Here is a 15,986-nt window from a genome sequence, read left to right as displayed (position 1 = left end):
GGATACGGCATGGCACACAAAACAGCAGGACAAACAATGACAGAACTGCTTGAACATTGGGGAGTTGATCATGTTTACGGCATCCCCGGAGACAGCATTAACGAATTTATTGAGGAACTGAGACACGAAAGAAATCAATTGGAATTCATCCAAACCCGCCATGAAGAGGTGGCAGCGCTGGCAGCCGCGGCTGAGGCAAAACTCACCGGCAAGATCGGTGTCTGCCTGTCAATTGCAGGGCCGGGTGCGGTGCACTTATTGAACGGTTTATACGATGCAAAAGCGGACGGCGCCCCTGTGCTTGCGATTGCAGGTCAGGTTTCCTCAGGTGAAGTCGGGCGGGACTACTTTCAGGAGATTAAGCTTGAGCAAATGTTTGAAGACGTGGCAGTGTTTAACAGGGAGGTACATAGCGCGGAGTCACTGCCGGATCTGTTGAATCAGGCGATCCGCACTGCCTACAGCAAAAAAGGCGTTGCGGTATTAAGTGTGTCAGATGATTTGTTTGCGGAGAAAATCAAACGGGAACCCGTTTATACATCACCGTTGTATATTGAAGGGAATCTTGAACCGAAAAAAGAACAGCTTGTGACATGCGCGCAATATATTAACAATGCGAAAAAGCCGATCATTTTGGCGGGACAGGGAATGAAGAAGGCGAAGCGGGAGCTACTGGAATTTGCGGATAAAGCAGCGGCGCCGATCGTCGTCACGCTCCCCGCAAAAGGCGTTGTTCCCGATAAGCACCCGCACTTTCTCGGCAACCTTGGACAGATTGGGACAAAGCCTGCCTATGAGGCAATGGAAGAATGCGATTTGTTAATCATGCTTGGCACCTCGTTCCCGTATCGTGATTACTTGCCGGAAGACACACCGGCCATCCAGCTTGATTCAGACCCGGCGAAAATCGGCAAACGCTATCCGGTAACAGCGGGGCTTGTCTGTGACTCGGCTCTCGGTCTGCGCGAATTGACGGAGTATATTGAACGGAAGGAAGACCGACGATTCCTAAATGCCTGCACTGAGCATATGCAGCATTGGTGGAACGAAATCGAAAAAGATGAAACTGAGGCGACAACACCGCTTAAACCTCAGCAGGTTATCGCACGTCTTCAGGAGGCAGCCGCGGAAGACGCGGTGCTGTCTGTAGATGTCGGCACTGTCACCGTCTGGATGGCACGGCATTTCAAAATGAACGTCAACCAGGATTTCATCGTTTCCAGCTGGCTTGCGACAATGGGATGCGGCCTGCCGGGAGCTATAGCGGCGAGCTTGTCTGAACCGGAGCGCCAAGCCATCGCAGTCTGCGGTGACGGGGGCTTTTCCATGGTCATGCAGGATCTCCCGACCGCAGTCAAATATAAGCTCCCGATTACTGTTGTCATTTTAAACAATGAAAATCTCGGCATGATTGAATATGAACAGCAGGTCAAAGGGAACATCGACTATGTCACAAAACTTCAGAATGTCGACTATGCCGCATTTGCAGAAAGCTGCGGAGCAAAAGGCATCAAGGTGACGAGAGCGGAAGAACTTGCACCGGCTTTCCATGAGGCGCTTCACTCCGATCAGCCGGTCGTTGTCGACGTCATGATCGGAAACGAACCGCCGCTGCCCGGCAAAATCACCTACGGACAGGCAAAAGGCTTCAGCAAATATATGCTGAAAAACTTCTTCGAAAACCAAAAAATTGAAATGCCGTCATTGAAACAAAGCTTAAAACGGTTATTCTAAAAAAACAGGGGCCCGTGAAGGCTCCTGTTTTTTGATTTTACGGAGGGTGAGTCATAAAATCGGTTGTTTGAACCTTTAAAATGACTCGTATATTTATTGGGATCAGCAGGAATGATCTATGCAGCCTGTCATGATTTTCGCCGTGCCCAAAACAGACACAAGGACAAATGCATCTTCTTTCAAAGCAGAAAGATCAGCGCATTTGTCCTTGTCTGTTTCATCTGTTTATTCTTATCAAATCTTACAAAATGAATGTCTTTATAAGTTTATTTCCCTTTTTTCGAAAGTCCGAAAAAGAAAGGAAAAGCAGAACCAACTAATAAAGTGCCGAATAAAAACATTCCGCCGATAAACACGTGAAAATTAGCGCCTCCAGCCGTAAAAGCCGTAATCAAGGAAATGATACTGAGCACCACCATGGCAATGCCGGGCGCGATTCGCATTTTTTTACCTGTTGATTTATAAGCGATAACAGAACATAAAATTCCGATAACAATAGGGACAATCCATAAATAAAACAGAATAAATACTGACATTATCAAAACTCCGATTTTTTCTTCTATCATAACAAATTTCTGTAAAAAATGATATCAATGAGCTTTTAAGCCAAAATAAAAAACCGGCTCTTTCAGCCGGTTTTTTTCTAACGGAACGTATCGACGATCAAAAACACATTCAAAGCAACAATCAGCACAGCGATCAGCCAAGAAACCACTGTTACCCATTTGGCATTGATCAGCGAACCCATAATCCGCTTGTTGCTTGTGAACATAATAAGCGGGATTAAGGCAAAGGCAATGCCGAAGGAAAGAACCACCTGGCTCAGCACAAGAGCCGACGTCGGATTGACGCCTGATGCAATGATCAAGATCGGCGGAATGATGGTGATGAACCGCCGTACATACAGCGGGATGCGGTAGTTGATAAATCCCTGCATAATCACATCGCCTGAAAGTGTTCCGACAGACGAGCTGGACAGGCCCGCTACCAGCAGGCCGATTCCGAATAACGCGGCTGAAACAGGACTGACAAGATGACCGAACTGCTGAAACGCGACATCAAGGTCCTCGACAAACAGCCCGTTTTTGAAGAATAATGCGGCAGCCACAATCAGCATACTCGCATTAATAGCCCCTGCAATCAGCATCGCTATTAAAATATCAATAAATTCGAATCTGAAGATTTTCTTCCGTTCAGCATCTGTTTTGCCGACCACCCGCCGCTGTGTGAGGGCAGAGTGTAAATAAATGGCGTGCGGCATAACGGTTGCGCCGAGAATACCTGCTGCAAGAAGCACGCTATCGGTGCCATGAAATGTCGGAACGAAAAGTCCTTTCATCACTGAGACGGCATCCGGTTTTGCAAAAAAGGTCTGCAGCGCAAAGGCGATGACCACTACAAACAGCATGCCGGCAATACCGGCTTCAAGTGAGCGATAACCGCGGCGCTGAAGCTCCAAAATCGCGAAAGAGCCGATCGCAGCAATAATAGACGCTTCGAGCATCGGGATGCCGAACAGCAAATACAGTCCCAATGCCGCTCCGATAAATTCCGCCAGATCAGTCGCGATAATGACGAGCTCGCCTTGAATCCATAAGCCGATAGAGACAGGCTTAGGAAATTCCTCACGAGCGACCTCAGGCAGGTTTTTGCCTGTCGCGATACCGAGTTTGGCGGAGAGTGATTGGATCAAGAGCGCCATGATATTAGAAAATAAAATCACCCATAGCAGCATATATCCATATTTAGAACCTGCTGATATATTTGTTGCGAAGTTACCGGGATCGATATAGGCAATGGCTGCAATAAACGCCGGGCCTAAAAAAGGCAGCAGTCCTCTGAATCCTCTGCTTTTCCCGTCAAGCGCATCTTGGACTGCTTTGGAACGGGGAGATTGTGCTGTGATGTCCTTATTCATCATGTACTCACCTGAATTCTAATTGTTTTTGCCATACAACAAAGAGTTTCCTTAAACCAAATTATTTTATCTACATCATATGACCATCACGATTTCTTGTCAACCAATGATGTTCAAAAATGACACTCAAATTTTTCCCTGTTATGTAACATGATATGTAGGGCATCTGATAAGGTCCATACATAAAAAGACATCGTTTCAGTATGAAACGATGCCTCCTGAATCATCTAATATCTAGGCTTCCTTGCGCAGTCCGCGGAATACGAGGCTCAGTAAGAATACGAAGATCGCTGCCCCGATAATTGCCGGAATAATGGCAAATCCTGCAAGGCTTGGTCCCCAAGTTCCGAGTAAGCCATGCCCGATCCATGCGCCGATCAGCCCTGCAATCATCGAACCGAAGATTCCTCCAGGCATGCGATTGCCGACGATGGCGCTTCCGATTAGTCCAATTAAGATAGCAATAACTAATGAAACCAAAAAGCTAAGCATCATATTCACCTCTCCTTAATGATTTATATATCAATTACCGTTCTAGACAGATCCGAAACGTACAAAAGCATATTTGGTTATGATCCTGTTTTTATCTTTCTCTGCACACTGCCGTCAGCCAAATGAACAATTACTTCTGTGCCTTTATGTTCCGCAATTTCCTTCGCCCGTTCAATCGCTTCCTTTTTCGTATTCTTGATTTCAGATACACGTTTGGCATCCTCAGCTTTGACGGCCCAGCCACTTTTATGTTTGATGACATGCTCCGCTTTATTCATTAGCTCAGGTCTGGCGTCATCGTTTGCCTCCTCATCGCGTTCTGTTTCATCATCATGTTTGAGGAAGTCGTCAATTTCCTTTTTTGAGGCGTTTTCCGCCCATTCCTTTGCTTTGCTCGTCGCAATCGGAATGGCGCGTCCGTCCTCATAGCCTTCATCAATCATGGCATTCGCAATTTCAATCGCCTTTTTCTTCACAGGCTTCTCGAGATTTTTCAGTGAAGCGGGGTAATCCTTCATAGACCAAGGCATATCCATCACTCCTTCTGCTTTTATAAAAATGGTACCCGCAGGTGAAAAATAAAAACGTTTTAGAGAAAAATGAAGGTATACTATATAGTAGAAAAAAACGGAAGGGAAGTGCGAGTTGGGTGACAACAGAACGAAAAGAAGACTTACATCAGCAATTAAAAGAAATAGAGAAATGGGAAAAGGAGCAGCAAAAAGTCTGGTTTTGGGAAAAACTCAGCCGTCTCCCGTTTCAGCTGCTGGACAAGCTGACGCCGGAATTCATCCAGAAAAAGATCGGCAAGCTTTTGGATGAGGTGGGCAGCTTTGTTCAAACTGGAGGACAGTACCTGACATCGGAAAAACAGATTATCAAAACGTTTCAAAAGAAACTGCCCGAGCAAACCTTTGAATCACTGGAGGACGTACAGAAAGCGCCTCTGGCTGTTATGGATGATGTTGCTGAAGCGATGGGCAAAAACCGAATCAACGCTGCAACAGTTCAGGGAGCGACCACGGGTGTGGGCGGCGTATTTACTCTGGCGGCAGACATTCCGGCTGTGCTCGGTTTATCATTAAAAACACTGCAGGATATCGCAGTGACCTATGGCTATGATCCAAAGGAGAAAAAAGAGCGGGTCTTCATCGTAAAATGTTTGCAGCTTACTTCAGCAGATGTTGTCGGTAAAAAATCCATTCTGAAAGAATTAAAAGATTATGATCAGGACCGTACATATAAGAATGTCGCTTCCCAAATTCAAGGCTGGAGGGAAGTGGTTTTAGGCTACCGTGACACCTTTGGCTGGAAAAAGCTTTTTCAAATGGTGCCGGTCGCGGGAATGGTCTTTGGCGCGGCGGCCAATCGCTCGACCTTAAATGACATTACCGAAACAGGCATGATGCTTTATAAAAAGCGGCGCATCCTTGAGCGGCTCATAGAAACAGAACAGAATCATGAATAGAAGAAAAGCAGACGGGCACCGCATTCCGTCTGCTTTTTCAGTCAAAACACACTCAATGTGTTTTGTTTGTTTAAAAGAAATGACAGCGGGAATACAACAACCAACACCAATTAAAGGAGGAATTCAAAATGGCACAAGATAACAAAATGAGCAGAGAAGAAGCAGGTAGAAAAGGCGGAGAAACGACTAGCAAAAACCATGATAAAGAATTCTATCAAGAGATTGGTCAAAAAGGCGGAGAAGCCACTAGCAAAAACCATGACAAAGAATTCTATCAGGAAATCGGCGAAAAAGGCGGAGAAGCCACTAGCAAGAACCATGACAAAGAGTTCTATCAAGAAATCGGTGAAAAAGGCGGAGAAGCCACTAGCGAAAATCATGATAAAGAATTCTATCAAGAAATCGGCCGTAAAGGCGGAGAAGCGACAAGCAAAAATCATGATAAGGAATTCTATCAAGAAATTGGCTCAAAAGGCGGAAACGCCCGCGACAACGACTAACTAAGTAAAGCATAAAAGGCAGACAACCTGTAGATAAAAAGCGATCCGGCGCAGCAGCTGGATCGCTTTTTATGATGAAATGGAAAAAAATATACCTTCCCAATGACGCTTCTGCGGTAAAATAGGTGAAAAAGGAGTTTTCACTTATGCCTGAGATGCAAAACCTGCTGGCCATTGCAAATGAAGTCAAAGAAAAACACGCTAATTTCTCCATTTCAGAGGTCAATGACCATTGTGTACGGCTTGCTGTGTTTACAGGAGAATACGACTGGCACCATCACCCTGACTCAGATGAATTATTTATCGTTCTTGAAGGAGAGCTGCTTATTGATTTTAAGGATCAAGAAACCGCGGTGTTAAAAGCGAATGACAGCCTGCTTGTCCCAAAAGGCACCATACACCGCACACGCTCTTACGTCAGGACCGTGAATCTCTGCGTCGAGCACATTCATGCAGAAACGGTCATAACAGAGGAATCAAAATGCTGATCAAAAAGATTGTATGTGGGGTGGACGCGGCAAACGCTGAAGCATTTTCGAAGGCGCAGTCACAGTGAGGAGCACTATCATATGTAAGTGGCTTCATCAAACAGGCCGGCGGATGGCGGAAAACAGCGGATGGGCTGTTCACCGCAGAAATCACCAGCGTTTGGGAGAACAGAGAAGCTTATGATGCTTTTATGGAGAACGAACACGACATCATCTATAAAGAAATCGAGCAAAAGGGCACGATTCTCTCTATCGAAGTGACGCTGTCTCAGGTGGATGCAGAGGAGGCCGCTTGTTTATTTGACAGCAGGGACATTGAATACGAGCCTGGATGGAATGTGGCAAAAGCTTAGTGAAGAGAAGTCGTCCTAAAAAAGATGATTAGCTGATTTTATCACTCATAATAACAATAAAGATATTCTCCTGTTATTTTGATTGAATTAGAATGAAGAAAATGGCATTCAATTGTGAAATCAGGGGGATTGATTCAGATGACTTTTCATTTTAATGAAATTGATCATATTCAGCTTGCGGCTCCTAAAGGCTGTGAAACTATTGCAAGACAATTTTACGGCGGCATATTAGGCTTTCGGGAAATTGAAAAACCTGATGATTTAAAAGCTAGGGGCGGAGTCTGGTTCACTTTTGGGAATAGACAATTGCATATCGGGATAGAAGAACCTTTTGTCCCCGCTAAAAAAGCACACCCTGCCTTTGAGGTTATGAATATAGAAGGTTTAAAAGAACATTTGAAATGCAATGGAATTGGAATAGTTGAGGACAATAAACTTCCGGGAGCGGACAGATTCTATATTTCAGATCCATTTGGCAATCGTCTGGAGATGCTTGAGCGGCAGAAAATTGCACAAAAAAAGATAGATCACAGTTAGAGTGATCTATCTTTTTTATGATAGCCTCTTACTCACGCCCAGGAAGCGTATTATGAACAAAAGGAGGAGCAGGCTTCAATTCCGGCTTTTCTCCAAAAGCTTTTGCTTCGTTCACATATTCAAACGCTTCTCCGTCCGGGGCTTTCTCCTTCAGCCAGTTTTGCTCGGCGCTTTCTTCACCTTCAGAGAAATTGATAAGCTGATGAGAGAATTCCTGTTTCTCGAGCGCTTTCGGGAATGTACCCGGGACAACCGGACCTTCCTGTGCTTCTAATTCTTTAATAGCGGCCAGCCATTGGTTTTGGTGCATTGTGTCACGCGCCAGCAGGAAGCTGAGCATGTCCTTGACGCCTTTGTCATCCGTCATTTCAAACAGGCGTGCAACCTGTAGACGGCCTTGTGATTCCGCATTCAGATTGGCGCGGAAGTCTGCCAGCAGGTTTCCGCTCGCTACGATGTAGCCTCCGCTCCATGGTACGCCTGTACTGCTTTCCGGCATGGCGCCTAGTCCTGATACAATGGCATGGTGAGGGTTCATGCCTCCCATGATGGAACCGATGACTGGATCATCAGCCGCTTTTTCCTGTTCATCAAGCGGGGCATCCTCAAGAAGTCTGGCGATCATGGTAGCGATCATTTCAACGTGCCCGATTTCTTCAGTTGCCGTATCCATCAGCAAATCCTTGTATTTTTCATTTCCTCTTGTATTCCAGCCTTGAAATAAGTACTGCATGGCAACAGAAATTTCTCCGAATTGCCCGCCTAAAATTTCTTGCATTTTTTTAGCGAATAATGGATCTGGACGGTCTGGCTTAGCAGGATGCTGCAGCATTTTCGTATGTTTAAACATGTACCCATCTCCTTTTTTCGTGTCTCTCTTTCTATATTTCCGATGGGAACAAAGATAAACGAAAAGCAGCGTATTGAGATGGGTTCTACGAATCCTTGCGCAGCTCCAGAAGCTCCTGAATCAGCTTCCGGCCGAAGATGGGCTCGTACTTCCGGTAAACAGGATCAAGGCGCTTCATCCAATCTTTTTTCTCTTTATCTGACAGCTCGTAGATTTTAATAGAAGAATGTTTTTTGATTTCTTCCAGCTGCTCCTTGTTCATTTCTTCGGCATACGTTTCATTCCACTCTGTCGTTTCCTGCATCGCTTCCGTCAGAATGCGTCTTGTTTCCGGTGTTTGCGCGTTCCAGAAATGCTCATCAGTCATCACAGCGTAGCCGAGGTAACCGTGGCTGCTTATTGTCAAATAGTCTTGAACATTATAAAATTTTTTAGAATAGATGTTTGAGATTGTATTTTCCTCGCCATCTACTATATTGCTTTCTAACAGCTGAAAAGTAGCATTGAAAGATTCCTGGTGGGGTGCTGCACCAAGCAGCTTGAACTGGTCCTCTATTACATTACTTTGCATAATGCGCAGGTCTTGTCCCTTTAAATCATCCGGGGTTTTGACCGGGCCTTGATTCGTGGTGATTTGCTTAAAGCCGTTTGTCCAGTACGCCAGGCCCTTTAATTGATTTTTCTTTAAGGAATCAAACAGCTGTGTTCCAATTATTCCGTGCAGCCCTTTTTTAACCGCATCATAGTCTGTAAATGCATACGGAAGATCAAGAACTCCCCATTCAGGAGAGAGCATACCGAGCTTCGATGTGGAGGGGGCGATAAATTGTACGTCGCCATTTTGCAATGCTTCGATTTCTTCAATGTCCGAATACAGGCTTCCATTCGGGAACACTTCAATTTTCATTTTCCCGCCTGATTTCTCGTTTACCAGCTCGGCGAATTTGTTGGCGGCCAGCCCTTTTGGCGTGTTTTCAGCAACAACGTGGCTGAATTTGAATACGATTTGATCCTGTAAGCCTTCCTGGTCGTCATCATATACAATCTCTTCGCCGCTGGACCGGTCATGGAATCCGATAAATAAAGCGGTTGCAATTCCGGCGATCATCAGACCGAGACATGCAAGCAAACTCTTCATGAAAAGCCCCCTCCCTTATGTTAAGAATAATGGGGCAGATGTGATTCGTAAAGACCTGAAAGGAGAAGCTGATGAACAAAAAAAAGCTCTCAATCCGCTGGAAAATCACGATCCTTTCCTACATACTCGTCATTTTCTCCTTTTTGATCGGCGGCATTGTGCTCATAGGCAATATTCAGCATACTGAGGAAAGGGAGCTGAAAAAAAGGCTGATGAATACGGCTCGGACGGTGTCGGAGATGACCGAAGTGAAAGAGGCGTTATCGCGAAAAGAACAAACAGAAGCCGTCCGTCATGCGGTTGAAGAGATCCGTATGATCAATGAAGCAGACTACATTGTCGTCATGGATATGGATCACATTCGCTATACTCATCCTGTCACCACAAACATCGGAAAAAAGTCAAAGGGTGCAGATGAAGAAGCAGCGTTTGCGGAGCACATTTATTTCTCAGAAGCAACAGGCGAGATCGGGACGGCTGTCCGGGCCTTTTATCCGGTAAAGGATCAGGATTTGAACCAGGTCGGCGTAGTACTCGTTGGAAAAACACTGCCGGGGATGGCTGATATATTGTTTCATTTAAGAAGGGATATCGCCTTCATCGTAGTGCTGACACTCGGGTTCGGCCTGGCGGGTTCGTTCCTGCTGGCCCGTCATATCAAAAAACAAATGTTTCAGCTCGAGCCCCATGAAATTGTCAGAATGTATGAAGAGCGAACCGCTACCTTTCACTCTATGAACGAAGGCGTGATCGCCATTGACAACCGGCATATCATCACAATATTTAATGAAAAAGCCAAACAGATTTTTGAGGTGCAGGGCGATCTGGTCGGAAAGGTGATTTGGGATGTACTCAAGGATTCGCGTTTGCCCGAAATCGTGGAACGGAACAAGGCGGTTTATAATGAAGAAATTCGTGTCAGCGGAAAGGTCATCATGAGCAGCAGGATTCCGATCGTCATGAAGAAAAAAGTCATCGGTGCCGTCGCGATTTTTCAGGACAGAACGGAAGCGGCCAAGATGGCTGAGGAATTGACGGGTGTCAAAAACTTTGTCGAAGCGCTCCGCGTCCAAAATCATGAGCATATGAACAAGCTCCATACCATCGCAGGCCTGATCCAGCTCGGGAAATCTGAAAAAGCGCTGCAGCTGGCGTTTCAGACTTCAACCGAGCAGGAAAACGTCACAGAATTTCTGCATCGCTCCATTCAAAATGACGCCGCGGCGGGGCTTTTGTTAAGTAAAATCAGAAGGGGAAAAGAGCTCGGCATTGCTGTGCATATTGATGAAAACAGCAGCCTGCAGCAATTTCCCGAGCATGTTGACCAGCATGATATCGTCGTGCTTCTCGGCAACCTGATTGAAAATGCCTTCGGCTCGTTTGAAACCGTTCAGTCTGATGACAAACGAATTGACATCAGCATTGAACAAACGGAGGATATCCTTGCGATTTTAATAGAAGACAACGGATGCGGGATTCAACACACACATATGCCGTACCTTTATGAAAAAGGATTTACAGTGAATAAAACAGGCGGCACAGGCTATGGCCTCTATTTAGTCAAGCAAATAACAGACAAAGGATCGGGTGCGATAGAGGTCGATTCACACCCGGGACAGGGAACGTCTTTTTCAATCGTTTTTCCGATGAAGGGGGAGGAAGCGCAGCATGGCTCGTAAGGAAATCAAGGTTCTGCTCATTGAAGACGATCCGATGGTTCAGGAAGTCAATAAGGATTTCATAACAACCGTTAAAGGCTTTACCGTCTGTGCGCAAGCGGGAAACGGGGACGAAGGCATCAAGCTGATCAAAGAACAGCAGCCCGAACTCGTGGTTCTGGATGTATACATGCCAAAAAAAGACGGGATCAAAACCTTGCAGGAGATCAGAAAGCAAAAGCTTGAGGTAGATGTCATCGTCGTATCCGCTGCAAAAGACAAGGAAACAATTGCTCTTATGCTGCAAAATGGAGCAGTTGACTATATCTTAAAACCGTTTAAGCTCGAACGGATGAGACAGGCGCTTGAAAAATATAAGCGGTATAAACAAAAAATAGAGGAAAACGACACGCTGTCCCAGGATCAGCTTGATGCCATCCTCAATATCCCGCAGCAGGCCGTACAGGATCTGCCGAAGGGGTTGAATCATTTTACGATGAATGAGCTCATTGCTTTTTTGAAGCAGCAAACGTCGCCTCTTTCTGCTGAAGAGGTTGCCAAGGCTCTCGGCATCGCCAGAGTGACAGCGAGGCGATATCTTGATTATCTCGAAAAGAACGGAACGATTCAGCTTGATGTTCAGTACGGAGGAGTCGGACGCCCCGTCAACCGCTACATATTTAAAGTGTAAACCCGAGACCAAAAAGACCAAAATGTCCGTTATGAACATAAACTTCCCCGCCTCTAATGAAAACGCTATCATTCTAGTAAGAAAGACACAAAGGCGACTAGGACAGGGGAGGGAGAATATGAAACTGTTTAAAAATTTAACAGTTCAAGTCATAACCGCGGTCATCATCGGGGTCATTGTCGGATTGGTTTGGCCGGATGTCGGGAAAGAAATGAAACCGCTTGGCGATACCTTTATCAACGCTGTGAAAATGGTGATCGCTCCAATCATTTTCTTCACAATCGTTCTCGGGATTGCAAAAATGGGCGATATGAAGAAGGTTGGAAAAGTAGGGGGAAAAGCATTTATCTATTTCGAGGTTGTTACGACCCTTGCACTCATTATCGGTTTATTTGTCGTCAATATTATGAAGCCGGGTGCGGGCCTCGATTACAGCAAGCTTGAAAAGGGAGATGTCTCACAATACACCCAAAATGGCGGTCAGGGGATCGACTGGGTTGAATTTGTCACACACATCGTACCGTCCAACATGGTTGATGCCTTCGCAAAAGGGGATATTTTGCAGGTCTTATTCTTTTCCATTCTTTTCGGAGTCGGTCTAGCGGCATTAGGTGAAAAAGGGAAAAGCGTCATTGATTTTTTTGATAAAGTTTCACATGTCTTTTTCAAAATTATCGGCTATGTTATGCGTGCCGCTCCAATCGGTGCATTCGGAGCGATGGCGTATACGATCGGGCACTTCGGACTCGATTCCATCAAGCCGCTTGCCAGCTTAATGCTGTCCGTGTATATCACAATGTTCCTGTTCGTGTTTGTTGTTTTAAATATCATCTGCAAGCTATACGGATTCAGCCTGTGGAACTACCTGCGCTTCATCAAAGATGAGCTTCTCATCGTGCTCGGCACAAGCTCTTCAGAATCGGTTCTTCCGAGAATGATGGATAAAATGGAACGCTACGGCTGTTCAAAATCAGTCGTCGGGCTCGTTATTCCGACCGGGTATTCGTTTAACCTTGACGGAACATCCATTTATTTATCAATGGCGACTGTCTTTCTGGCTCAAGTGTTTGGAGTGGATCTCAGCATCGGACAGCAAATTACGATTATCCTCGTTCTGATGCTGACTTCGAAGGGGGCAGCCGGTGTGACAGGAAGCGGATTTATCGTTCTTGCGTCAACGCTGTCAGCACTTCAGGTCATTCCGCTTGAGGGTCTTGCGCTTCTGCTTGGTGTCGACCGTTTCATGAGTGAAGGAAGAGCGATTGTGAACCTGATCGGAAACGGAATCGCCACAATCATCGTTGCAAAAAGCGAAAAAGAATTCGATGAAGCAAAAAGCGTGGAGGCTGTGGAAGGCATGAAAAAAATGAAAGCAGCAGTCTGAAAAAAACGGCCCATTATGGGGCCGTTTTTTTAATTGTTTAAGAATAATTAAGGTGAGGACAGAGACCTCAGCATTTTTTTGTTATATAATTTACAAATGGATACTATATTGAATGAAGGACGTTTGTCCTAACAGGAGTGTATAAATGGCCGCTTTAGTAAAATTTTTTCAGCACCCGGGAGTAAGGCGTTTTTCCATCTTTGTCGTGTTAACTGGTGTGTTATATCTATTTAAGAGCATGATCAACTTAATATTGCTGACCTTCATTTTCACATTTCTTATGGATCGTTTGGAGCTTGTCGTCCGGCAATTTTTAAGCCGGTTCTTCCGCGTGAGCCAGCGGGTTGTCATTACGTTTCTCTACATTTTGCTGGCCGTGCTGCTTACAGTCGGAGGGTTTGTGTTTTATCCGGTCGTTGCCGCACAGATTCAGCAGCTGATCAAGCAGATTAAACATATTGCGTATCATCCAAGCAGCATTCCTTTCTTTGATGAGATCACAAGTGTTTTCGGAGATATTAATATTAGTTCGTATGTCAAAGAGGGTTTCAATGTACTATATACGTATCTGGCCGATATCAGCACATTCGGCTTGCAGATCGTGATGGCGCTCATTCTCAGCATGTTCTTCTTATTTGAGAAAAAACGGCTGTCTGAATTTATGGAGCAGTTTAAAACGAGCAAGCTTGCTGTTTTTTATAATGAGATTGCTTTTTTCGGAGGTAAATTCGCGAGAACATTCGGCAAGGTGCTTGAGGCACAATTTATCATTGCGCTCGTGAACTGCATACTGACTTTTATTGCACTCTGGATTATGCACTTCCCTCAGCTGTTGGGGCTGTCCATCATGGTTTTCTTTCTCGGATTGATCCCGGTAGCAGGCGTTGTCATCTCCCTGATTCCGCTTAGTATTATTGCATACAGCACAGGCGGCGGAATGTATGTGCTTTACATTGTGCTTGTCATTTTCGCCATTCATGCGATTGAGACATATTTCCTCAATCCGAAGCTGATGTCAGCGAAAACAGAGCTGCCGATCTTTTTCACATTTACAGTCCTGATTTTTTCTGAACACTTTCTCGGCATTTGGGGCTTAATTATCGGGATTCCGATCTTTGTATTTCTCCTTGATATTCTTGATGTAACCAACAAGGAAAATAGGCCTAAAAGACCTCGAGAGAAAAGTAACAAAAAATAGTTTACAAAATTGGATATTTTCTGTATAAATAAAACTACATCATACAAAAGTAAGCCACACGCTTAATCCTTTTTAAAAGGAGTGGGGGACCCAATCGTTTGGGGTTCATTTTTTATCTGAAAAACGGACATCTCTTCGTCCGAACCCGGCAGCTAACCTCATCAGCGTGAAGAGAGAATCCTGTGGTTTTATGATACAGCCAAAGCCCGCGGGAGTCTCTCGCGGGCTTTTTTTCAAAAAAGGAGGAATGCGGATGAAACTGGCAAGAAAGATCATCATTGCATTGGTTCTGGGTGCCGTCACGGGGATTATTCTTAATGTAACATCACCTGAATTATTTGAAAATTTGAATAAGTTTGTATTCGGGCCTCTTGGCACCATCTTTTTAAATCTCATTAAAATGCTTGTCGTACCGATTGTTTTTTTCTCTCTTACATTAGGAGTTGCCGGGCTTGGCGATCCTAAAAAGCTTGGCAGAATCGGTGTGAAGGCCATTTCTTATTTTCTCATCACGACAGCGGTGGCGATTACGATCGGGCTTATACTGGCGCTTGTCATTAAGCCGGGTGAGTTCGGCACTTATGATGTCTCATCCGCTAAATTCGAGGCAGAAGAAGCGCCGAGTGTTGCTGACACACTTCTGAACATGATTCCGGCCAATCCCGTTCAAGCGATGACCGAAGGAAATATGCTCCAGATTATCGTGTTTTCCATTTTTGTCGGACTCGGGATTACGATGCTAGGCAAAAAAGCGGATATGCTTTTGAAAGTCGTGGAGCAGGGCAATGAACTGATGATGTATCTGGTCAACCTGGTCATGAAGTTTGCGCCATACGGCACGTTTGGTCTCATTGCGACAGCTATCGGCAGCCAGGGATTCAGTGCAATAAAAGCGATGGGGCTGTACATGATTGTTGTTACACTGTCTCTTGTCATACATGCAATCGTCACATACGGTTCAACAGTGGCTCTTTTAGCAAAAAGAAATCCGATTACATTCTTTAAAGATTTCTCAGAAGTTATGGTCGTTGCGTTCAGTACCTCAAGCAGCAATGCAACGCTTCCGGTATCAATGGATGTAGCCCAGAAAAAACTAAAAGTGCCTGAGCCGATCAGCAGCTTCGTTCAGCCGCTCGGGGCGACGATTAACATGGACGGGACAGCCATTATGCAAGGGGTGGCCACCATCTTCATTGCACAGGTATTCGGACATGATCTTACATTTACGCAATTGCTGATGGTGATATTGACGGCTGTATTAGCAAGTGTGGGAACTGCGGGTGTTCCGGGAGTCGGTTTGATTATGCTCGCCATGGTGCTTCAATCAGTCGGCTTGCCTGTTGAGGGTATCGGATTGATCCTCGGAATAGACCGCTTGCTCGATATGCTTCGCACAGTGGTCAACACAACAGGAGACGCGGCCTGTGCCGTCATCATTACAGAAACAGAAAAGAACAAACAGCCGGAGCAAGCACCGACTCTATCGGTTTAACCAAACATTTGGAAGCAACAAATGCTATAATACAAACAGTGCCTATTTTTAGGCACTGTTTATTTTTGTCGAAAAAAGGAGGAAG

General features: G+C 45.3%; 16 protein-coding genes, 1 pseudogene and 1 riboswitch. Of the genes and pseudogenes, 11 read left to right on the top strand and 6 right to left on the bottom strand.

Annotated elements, in window-relative coordinates; translation table 11 throughout:
- Positions 1-9 precede the first annotated feature (9 nt).
- Positions 10-1,734 carry a pyruvate oxidase gene (locus ACQVGS_RS19705; RefSeq protein ID WP_095714111.1) on the top strand — a complete coding sequence of 575 codons (1,725 nt, stop codon included), beginning with the start codon at positions 10-12 and terminating at the stop codon, positions 1,732-1,734.
- Positions 1,735-2,000: 266 nt separating this feature from the next.
- On the opposite strand, the gene ACQVGS_RS19700 is transcribed toward ACQVGS_RS19705, so the two are convergent.
- The 4 genes from ACQVGS_RS19700 to ACQVGS_RS19685 form a co-directional block, all read right to left on the bottom strand.
- Positions 2,001-2,270 (bottom strand): hypothetical protein, encoded by a 270-nt coding sequence (locus tag ACQVGS_RS19700; protein WP_010333081.1) that lies wholly within the window; start codon positions 2,268-2,270, stop codon positions 2,001-2,003.
- A gap of 107 nt (positions 2,271-2,377) precedes the next feature.
- Positions 2,378-3,655, bottom strand: coding sequence for an Nramp family divalent metal transporter (locus tag ACQVGS_RS19695; protein WP_049809886.1), 1,278 nt, complete (start codon positions 3,653-3,655; stop codon positions 2,378-2,380).
- 231 nt (positions 3,656-3,886) lie between these two features.
- Entirely contained in the window at positions 3,887-4,144 is a 258-nt protein-coding gene (locus ACQVGS_RS19690; RefSeq protein WP_010333083.1) for a GlsB/YeaQ/YmgE family stress response membrane protein, read from the bottom strand.
- 77 nt (positions 4,145-4,221) lie between these two features.
- On the bottom strand, positions 4,222-4,674 hold the full coding sequence (locus tag ACQVGS_RS19685; protein WP_106020964.1) for a DUF2188 domain-containing protein: 453 nt from the start codon (positions 4,672-4,674) through the stop codon (positions 4,222-4,224).
- A gap of 119 nt (positions 4,675-4,793) precedes the next feature.
- Here ACQVGS_RS19685 and ACQVGS_RS19680 point away from each other — a divergent pair, with 119 nt between their 5' ends.
- The 5 genes and pseudogenes from ACQVGS_RS19680 to ACQVGS_RS19660 all read left to right on the top strand — a co-directional run bounded on the left by ACQVGS_RS19680 (position 4,794) and on the right by ACQVGS_RS19660 (position 7,490).
- On the top strand, positions 4,794-5,612 hold the full coding sequence (locus ACQVGS_RS19680; RefSeq protein WP_106022304.1) for an EcsC family protein: 819 nt from the start codon (positions 4,794-4,796) through the stop codon (positions 5,610-5,612).
- 128 nt (positions 5,613-5,740) lie between these two features.
- Positions 5,741-6,112 (top strand): glucose starvation-inducible protein GsiB, encoded by a 372-nt coding sequence (gsiB, locus tag ACQVGS_RS19675; RefSeq protein WP_010333086.1) that lies wholly within the window; start codon positions 5,741-5,743, stop codon positions 6,110-6,112.
- A 146-nt stretch (positions 6,113-6,258) separates the two neighbouring features.
- Positions 6,259-6,600, top strand: a complete 342-nt coding sequence (locus ACQVGS_RS19670) for a cupin domain-containing protein (RefSeq protein WP_095714113.1) — start codon at positions 6,259-6,261, stop codon at positions 6,598-6,600.
- Positions 6,594-6,953, top strand: a pseudogene (locus ACQVGS_RS19665) (YdbC family protein). The gene ACQVGS_RS19670 and the pseudogene ACQVGS_RS19665 overlap by 7 nt, the downstream one beginning before the upstream one ends.
- Positions 6,954-7,091: 138 nt before the next feature.
- Positions 7,092-7,490 (top strand): VOC family protein, encoded by a 399-nt coding sequence (locus ACQVGS_RS19660; protein ID WP_127695941.1) that lies wholly within the window; start codon positions 7,092-7,094, stop codon positions 7,488-7,490.
- 28 nt (positions 7,491-7,518) lie between these two features.
- Here ACQVGS_RS19660 and ACQVGS_RS19655 read toward each other — a convergent pair whose 3' ends face one another.
- Entirely contained in the window at positions 7,519-8,340 is an 822-nt protein-coding gene (locus ACQVGS_RS19655) for a manganese catalase (RefSeq protein ID WP_101864020.1), read from the bottom strand.
- A gap of 85 nt (positions 8,341-8,425) precedes the next feature.
- The gene (locus tag ACQVGS_RS19650) at positions 8,426-9,478 is read right to left on the bottom strand and encodes a TRAP transporter substrate-binding protein (RefSeq protein WP_188323538.1); all 1,053 of its coding nucleotides are present in this window, start codon (positions 9,476-9,478) and stop codon (positions 8,426-8,428) included.
- 71 nt (positions 9,479-9,549) lie between these two features.
- On the opposite strand from ACQVGS_RS19650, the gene dctS reads away from it, so the two are divergent.
- The 5 genes from dctS to ACQVGS_RS19625 all read left to right on the top strand — a co-directional run bounded on the left by dctS (position 9,550) and on the right by ACQVGS_RS19625 (position 15,901).
- Positions 9,550-11,157 carry a two-component system sensor histidine kinase DctS gene (gene dctS / locus ACQVGS_RS19645; RefSeq protein ID WP_044161761.1) on the top strand — a complete coding sequence of 536 codons (1,608 nt, stop codon included), beginning with the start codon at positions 9,550-9,552 and terminating at the stop codon, positions 11,155-11,157.
- Entirely contained in the window at positions 11,147-11,827 is a 681-nt protein-coding gene (dctR, locus tag ACQVGS_RS19640; RefSeq protein WP_101860311.1) for a two-component system response regulator DctR, read from the top strand. Before dctS ends, dctR begins: the two co-directional genes overlap by 11 nt.
- Positions 11,828-11,945: 118 nt before the next feature.
- Positions 11,946-13,211 carry a C4-dicarboxylate transporter DctP gene (gene dctP, locus ACQVGS_RS19635; RefSeq protein WP_024120280.1) on the top strand — a complete coding sequence of 422 codons (1,266 nt, stop codon included), beginning with the start codon at positions 11,946-11,948 and terminating at the stop codon, positions 13,209-13,211.
- 145 nt (positions 13,212-13,356) lie between these two features.
- Positions 13,357-14,409, top strand: coding sequence for an AI-2E family transporter (locus tag ACQVGS_RS19630; RefSeq protein WP_024120281.1), 1,053 nt, complete (start codon positions 13,357-13,359; stop codon positions 14,407-14,409).
- A gap of 49 nt (positions 14,410-14,458) precedes the next feature.
- A riboswitch (cyclic di-AMP (ydaO/yuaA leader) is annotated at positions 14,459-14,590 on the top strand.
- Between the two features lie 72 nt (positions 14,591-14,662).
- On the top strand, positions 14,663-15,901 hold the full coding sequence (locus ACQVGS_RS19625) for a dicarboxylate/amino acid:cation symporter (protein ID WP_024120282.1): 1,239 nt from the start codon (positions 14,663-14,665) through the stop codon (positions 15,899-15,901).
- Positions 15,902-15,986 lie beyond the last annotated feature (85 nt).

The organism is Bacillus sp. SD127, assembly GCF_058566445.1.
The sequence above is the reverse complement of the archived record's forward strand: the minus strand, read 5'-3'. Positions and strand labels throughout refer to the sequence as shown.

What these genes read in the sequence shown, in the direction of transcription:
- ACQVGS_RS19705 (WP_095714111.1), top strand. Translation starts at nt 10, where the DNA reads ATGGCACACAAAACAGCAGGACAAACAATGACAGAACTGCTTGAACAT.
- ACQVGS_RS19700 (WP_010333081.1), bottom strand. Translation starts at nt 2,270, where the DNA reads ATGTCAGTATTTATTCTGTTTTATTTATGGATTGTCCCTATTGTTATC.
- ACQVGS_RS19695 (WP_049809886.1), bottom strand. Translation starts at nt 3,655, where the DNA reads ATGATGAATAAGGACATCACAGCACAATCTCCCCGTTCCAAAGCAGTC.
- ACQVGS_RS19690 (WP_010333083.1), bottom strand. Translation starts at nt 4,144, where the DNA reads ATGCTTAGCTTTTTGGTTTCATTAGTTATTGCTATCTTAATTGGACTA.
- ACQVGS_RS19685 (WP_106020964.1), bottom strand. Translation starts at nt 4,674, where the DNA reads ATGCCTTGGTCTATGAAGGATTACCCCGCTTCACTGAAAAATCTCGAG.
- gsiB (WP_010333086.1), top strand. Translation starts at nt 5,741, where the DNA reads ATGGCACAAGATAACAAAATGAGCAGAGAAGAAGCAGGTAGAAAAGGC.
- ACQVGS_RS19670 (WP_095714113.1), top strand. Translation starts at nt 6,259, where the DNA reads ATGCCTGAGATGCAAAACCTGCTGGCCATTGCAAATGAAGTCAAAGAA.
- ACQVGS_RS19660 (WP_127695941.1), top strand. Translation starts at nt 7,092, where the DNA reads ATGACTTTTCATTTTAATGAAATTGATCATATTCAGCTTGCGGCTCCT.
- ACQVGS_RS19655 (WP_101864020.1), bottom strand. Translation starts at nt 8,340, where the DNA reads ATGTTTAAACATACGAAAATGCTGCAGCATCCTGCTAAGCCAGACCGT.
- ACQVGS_RS19650 (WP_188323538.1), bottom strand. Translation starts at nt 9,478, where the DNA reads ATGAAGAGTTTGCTTGCATGTCTCGGTCTGATGATCGCCGGAATTGCA.
- dctS (WP_044161761.1), top strand. Translation starts at nt 9,550, where the DNA reads ATGAACAAAAAAAAGCTCTCAATCCGCTGGAAAATCACGATCCTTTCC.
- dctR (WP_101860311.1), top strand. Translation starts at nt 11,147, where the DNA reads ATGGCTCGTAAGGAAATCAAGGTTCTGCTCATTGAAGACGATCCGATG.
- dctP (WP_024120280.1), top strand. Translation starts at nt 11,946, where the DNA reads ATGAAACTGTTTAAAAATTTAACAGTTCAAGTCATAACCGCGGTCATC.
- ACQVGS_RS19630 (WP_024120281.1), top strand. Translation starts at nt 13,357, where the DNA reads ATGGCCGCTTTAGTAAAATTTTTTCAGCACCCGGGAGTAAGGCGTTTT.
- ACQVGS_RS19625 (WP_024120282.1), top strand. Translation starts at nt 14,663, where the DNA reads ATGAAACTGGCAAGAAAGATCATCATTGCATTGGTTCTGGGTGCCGTC.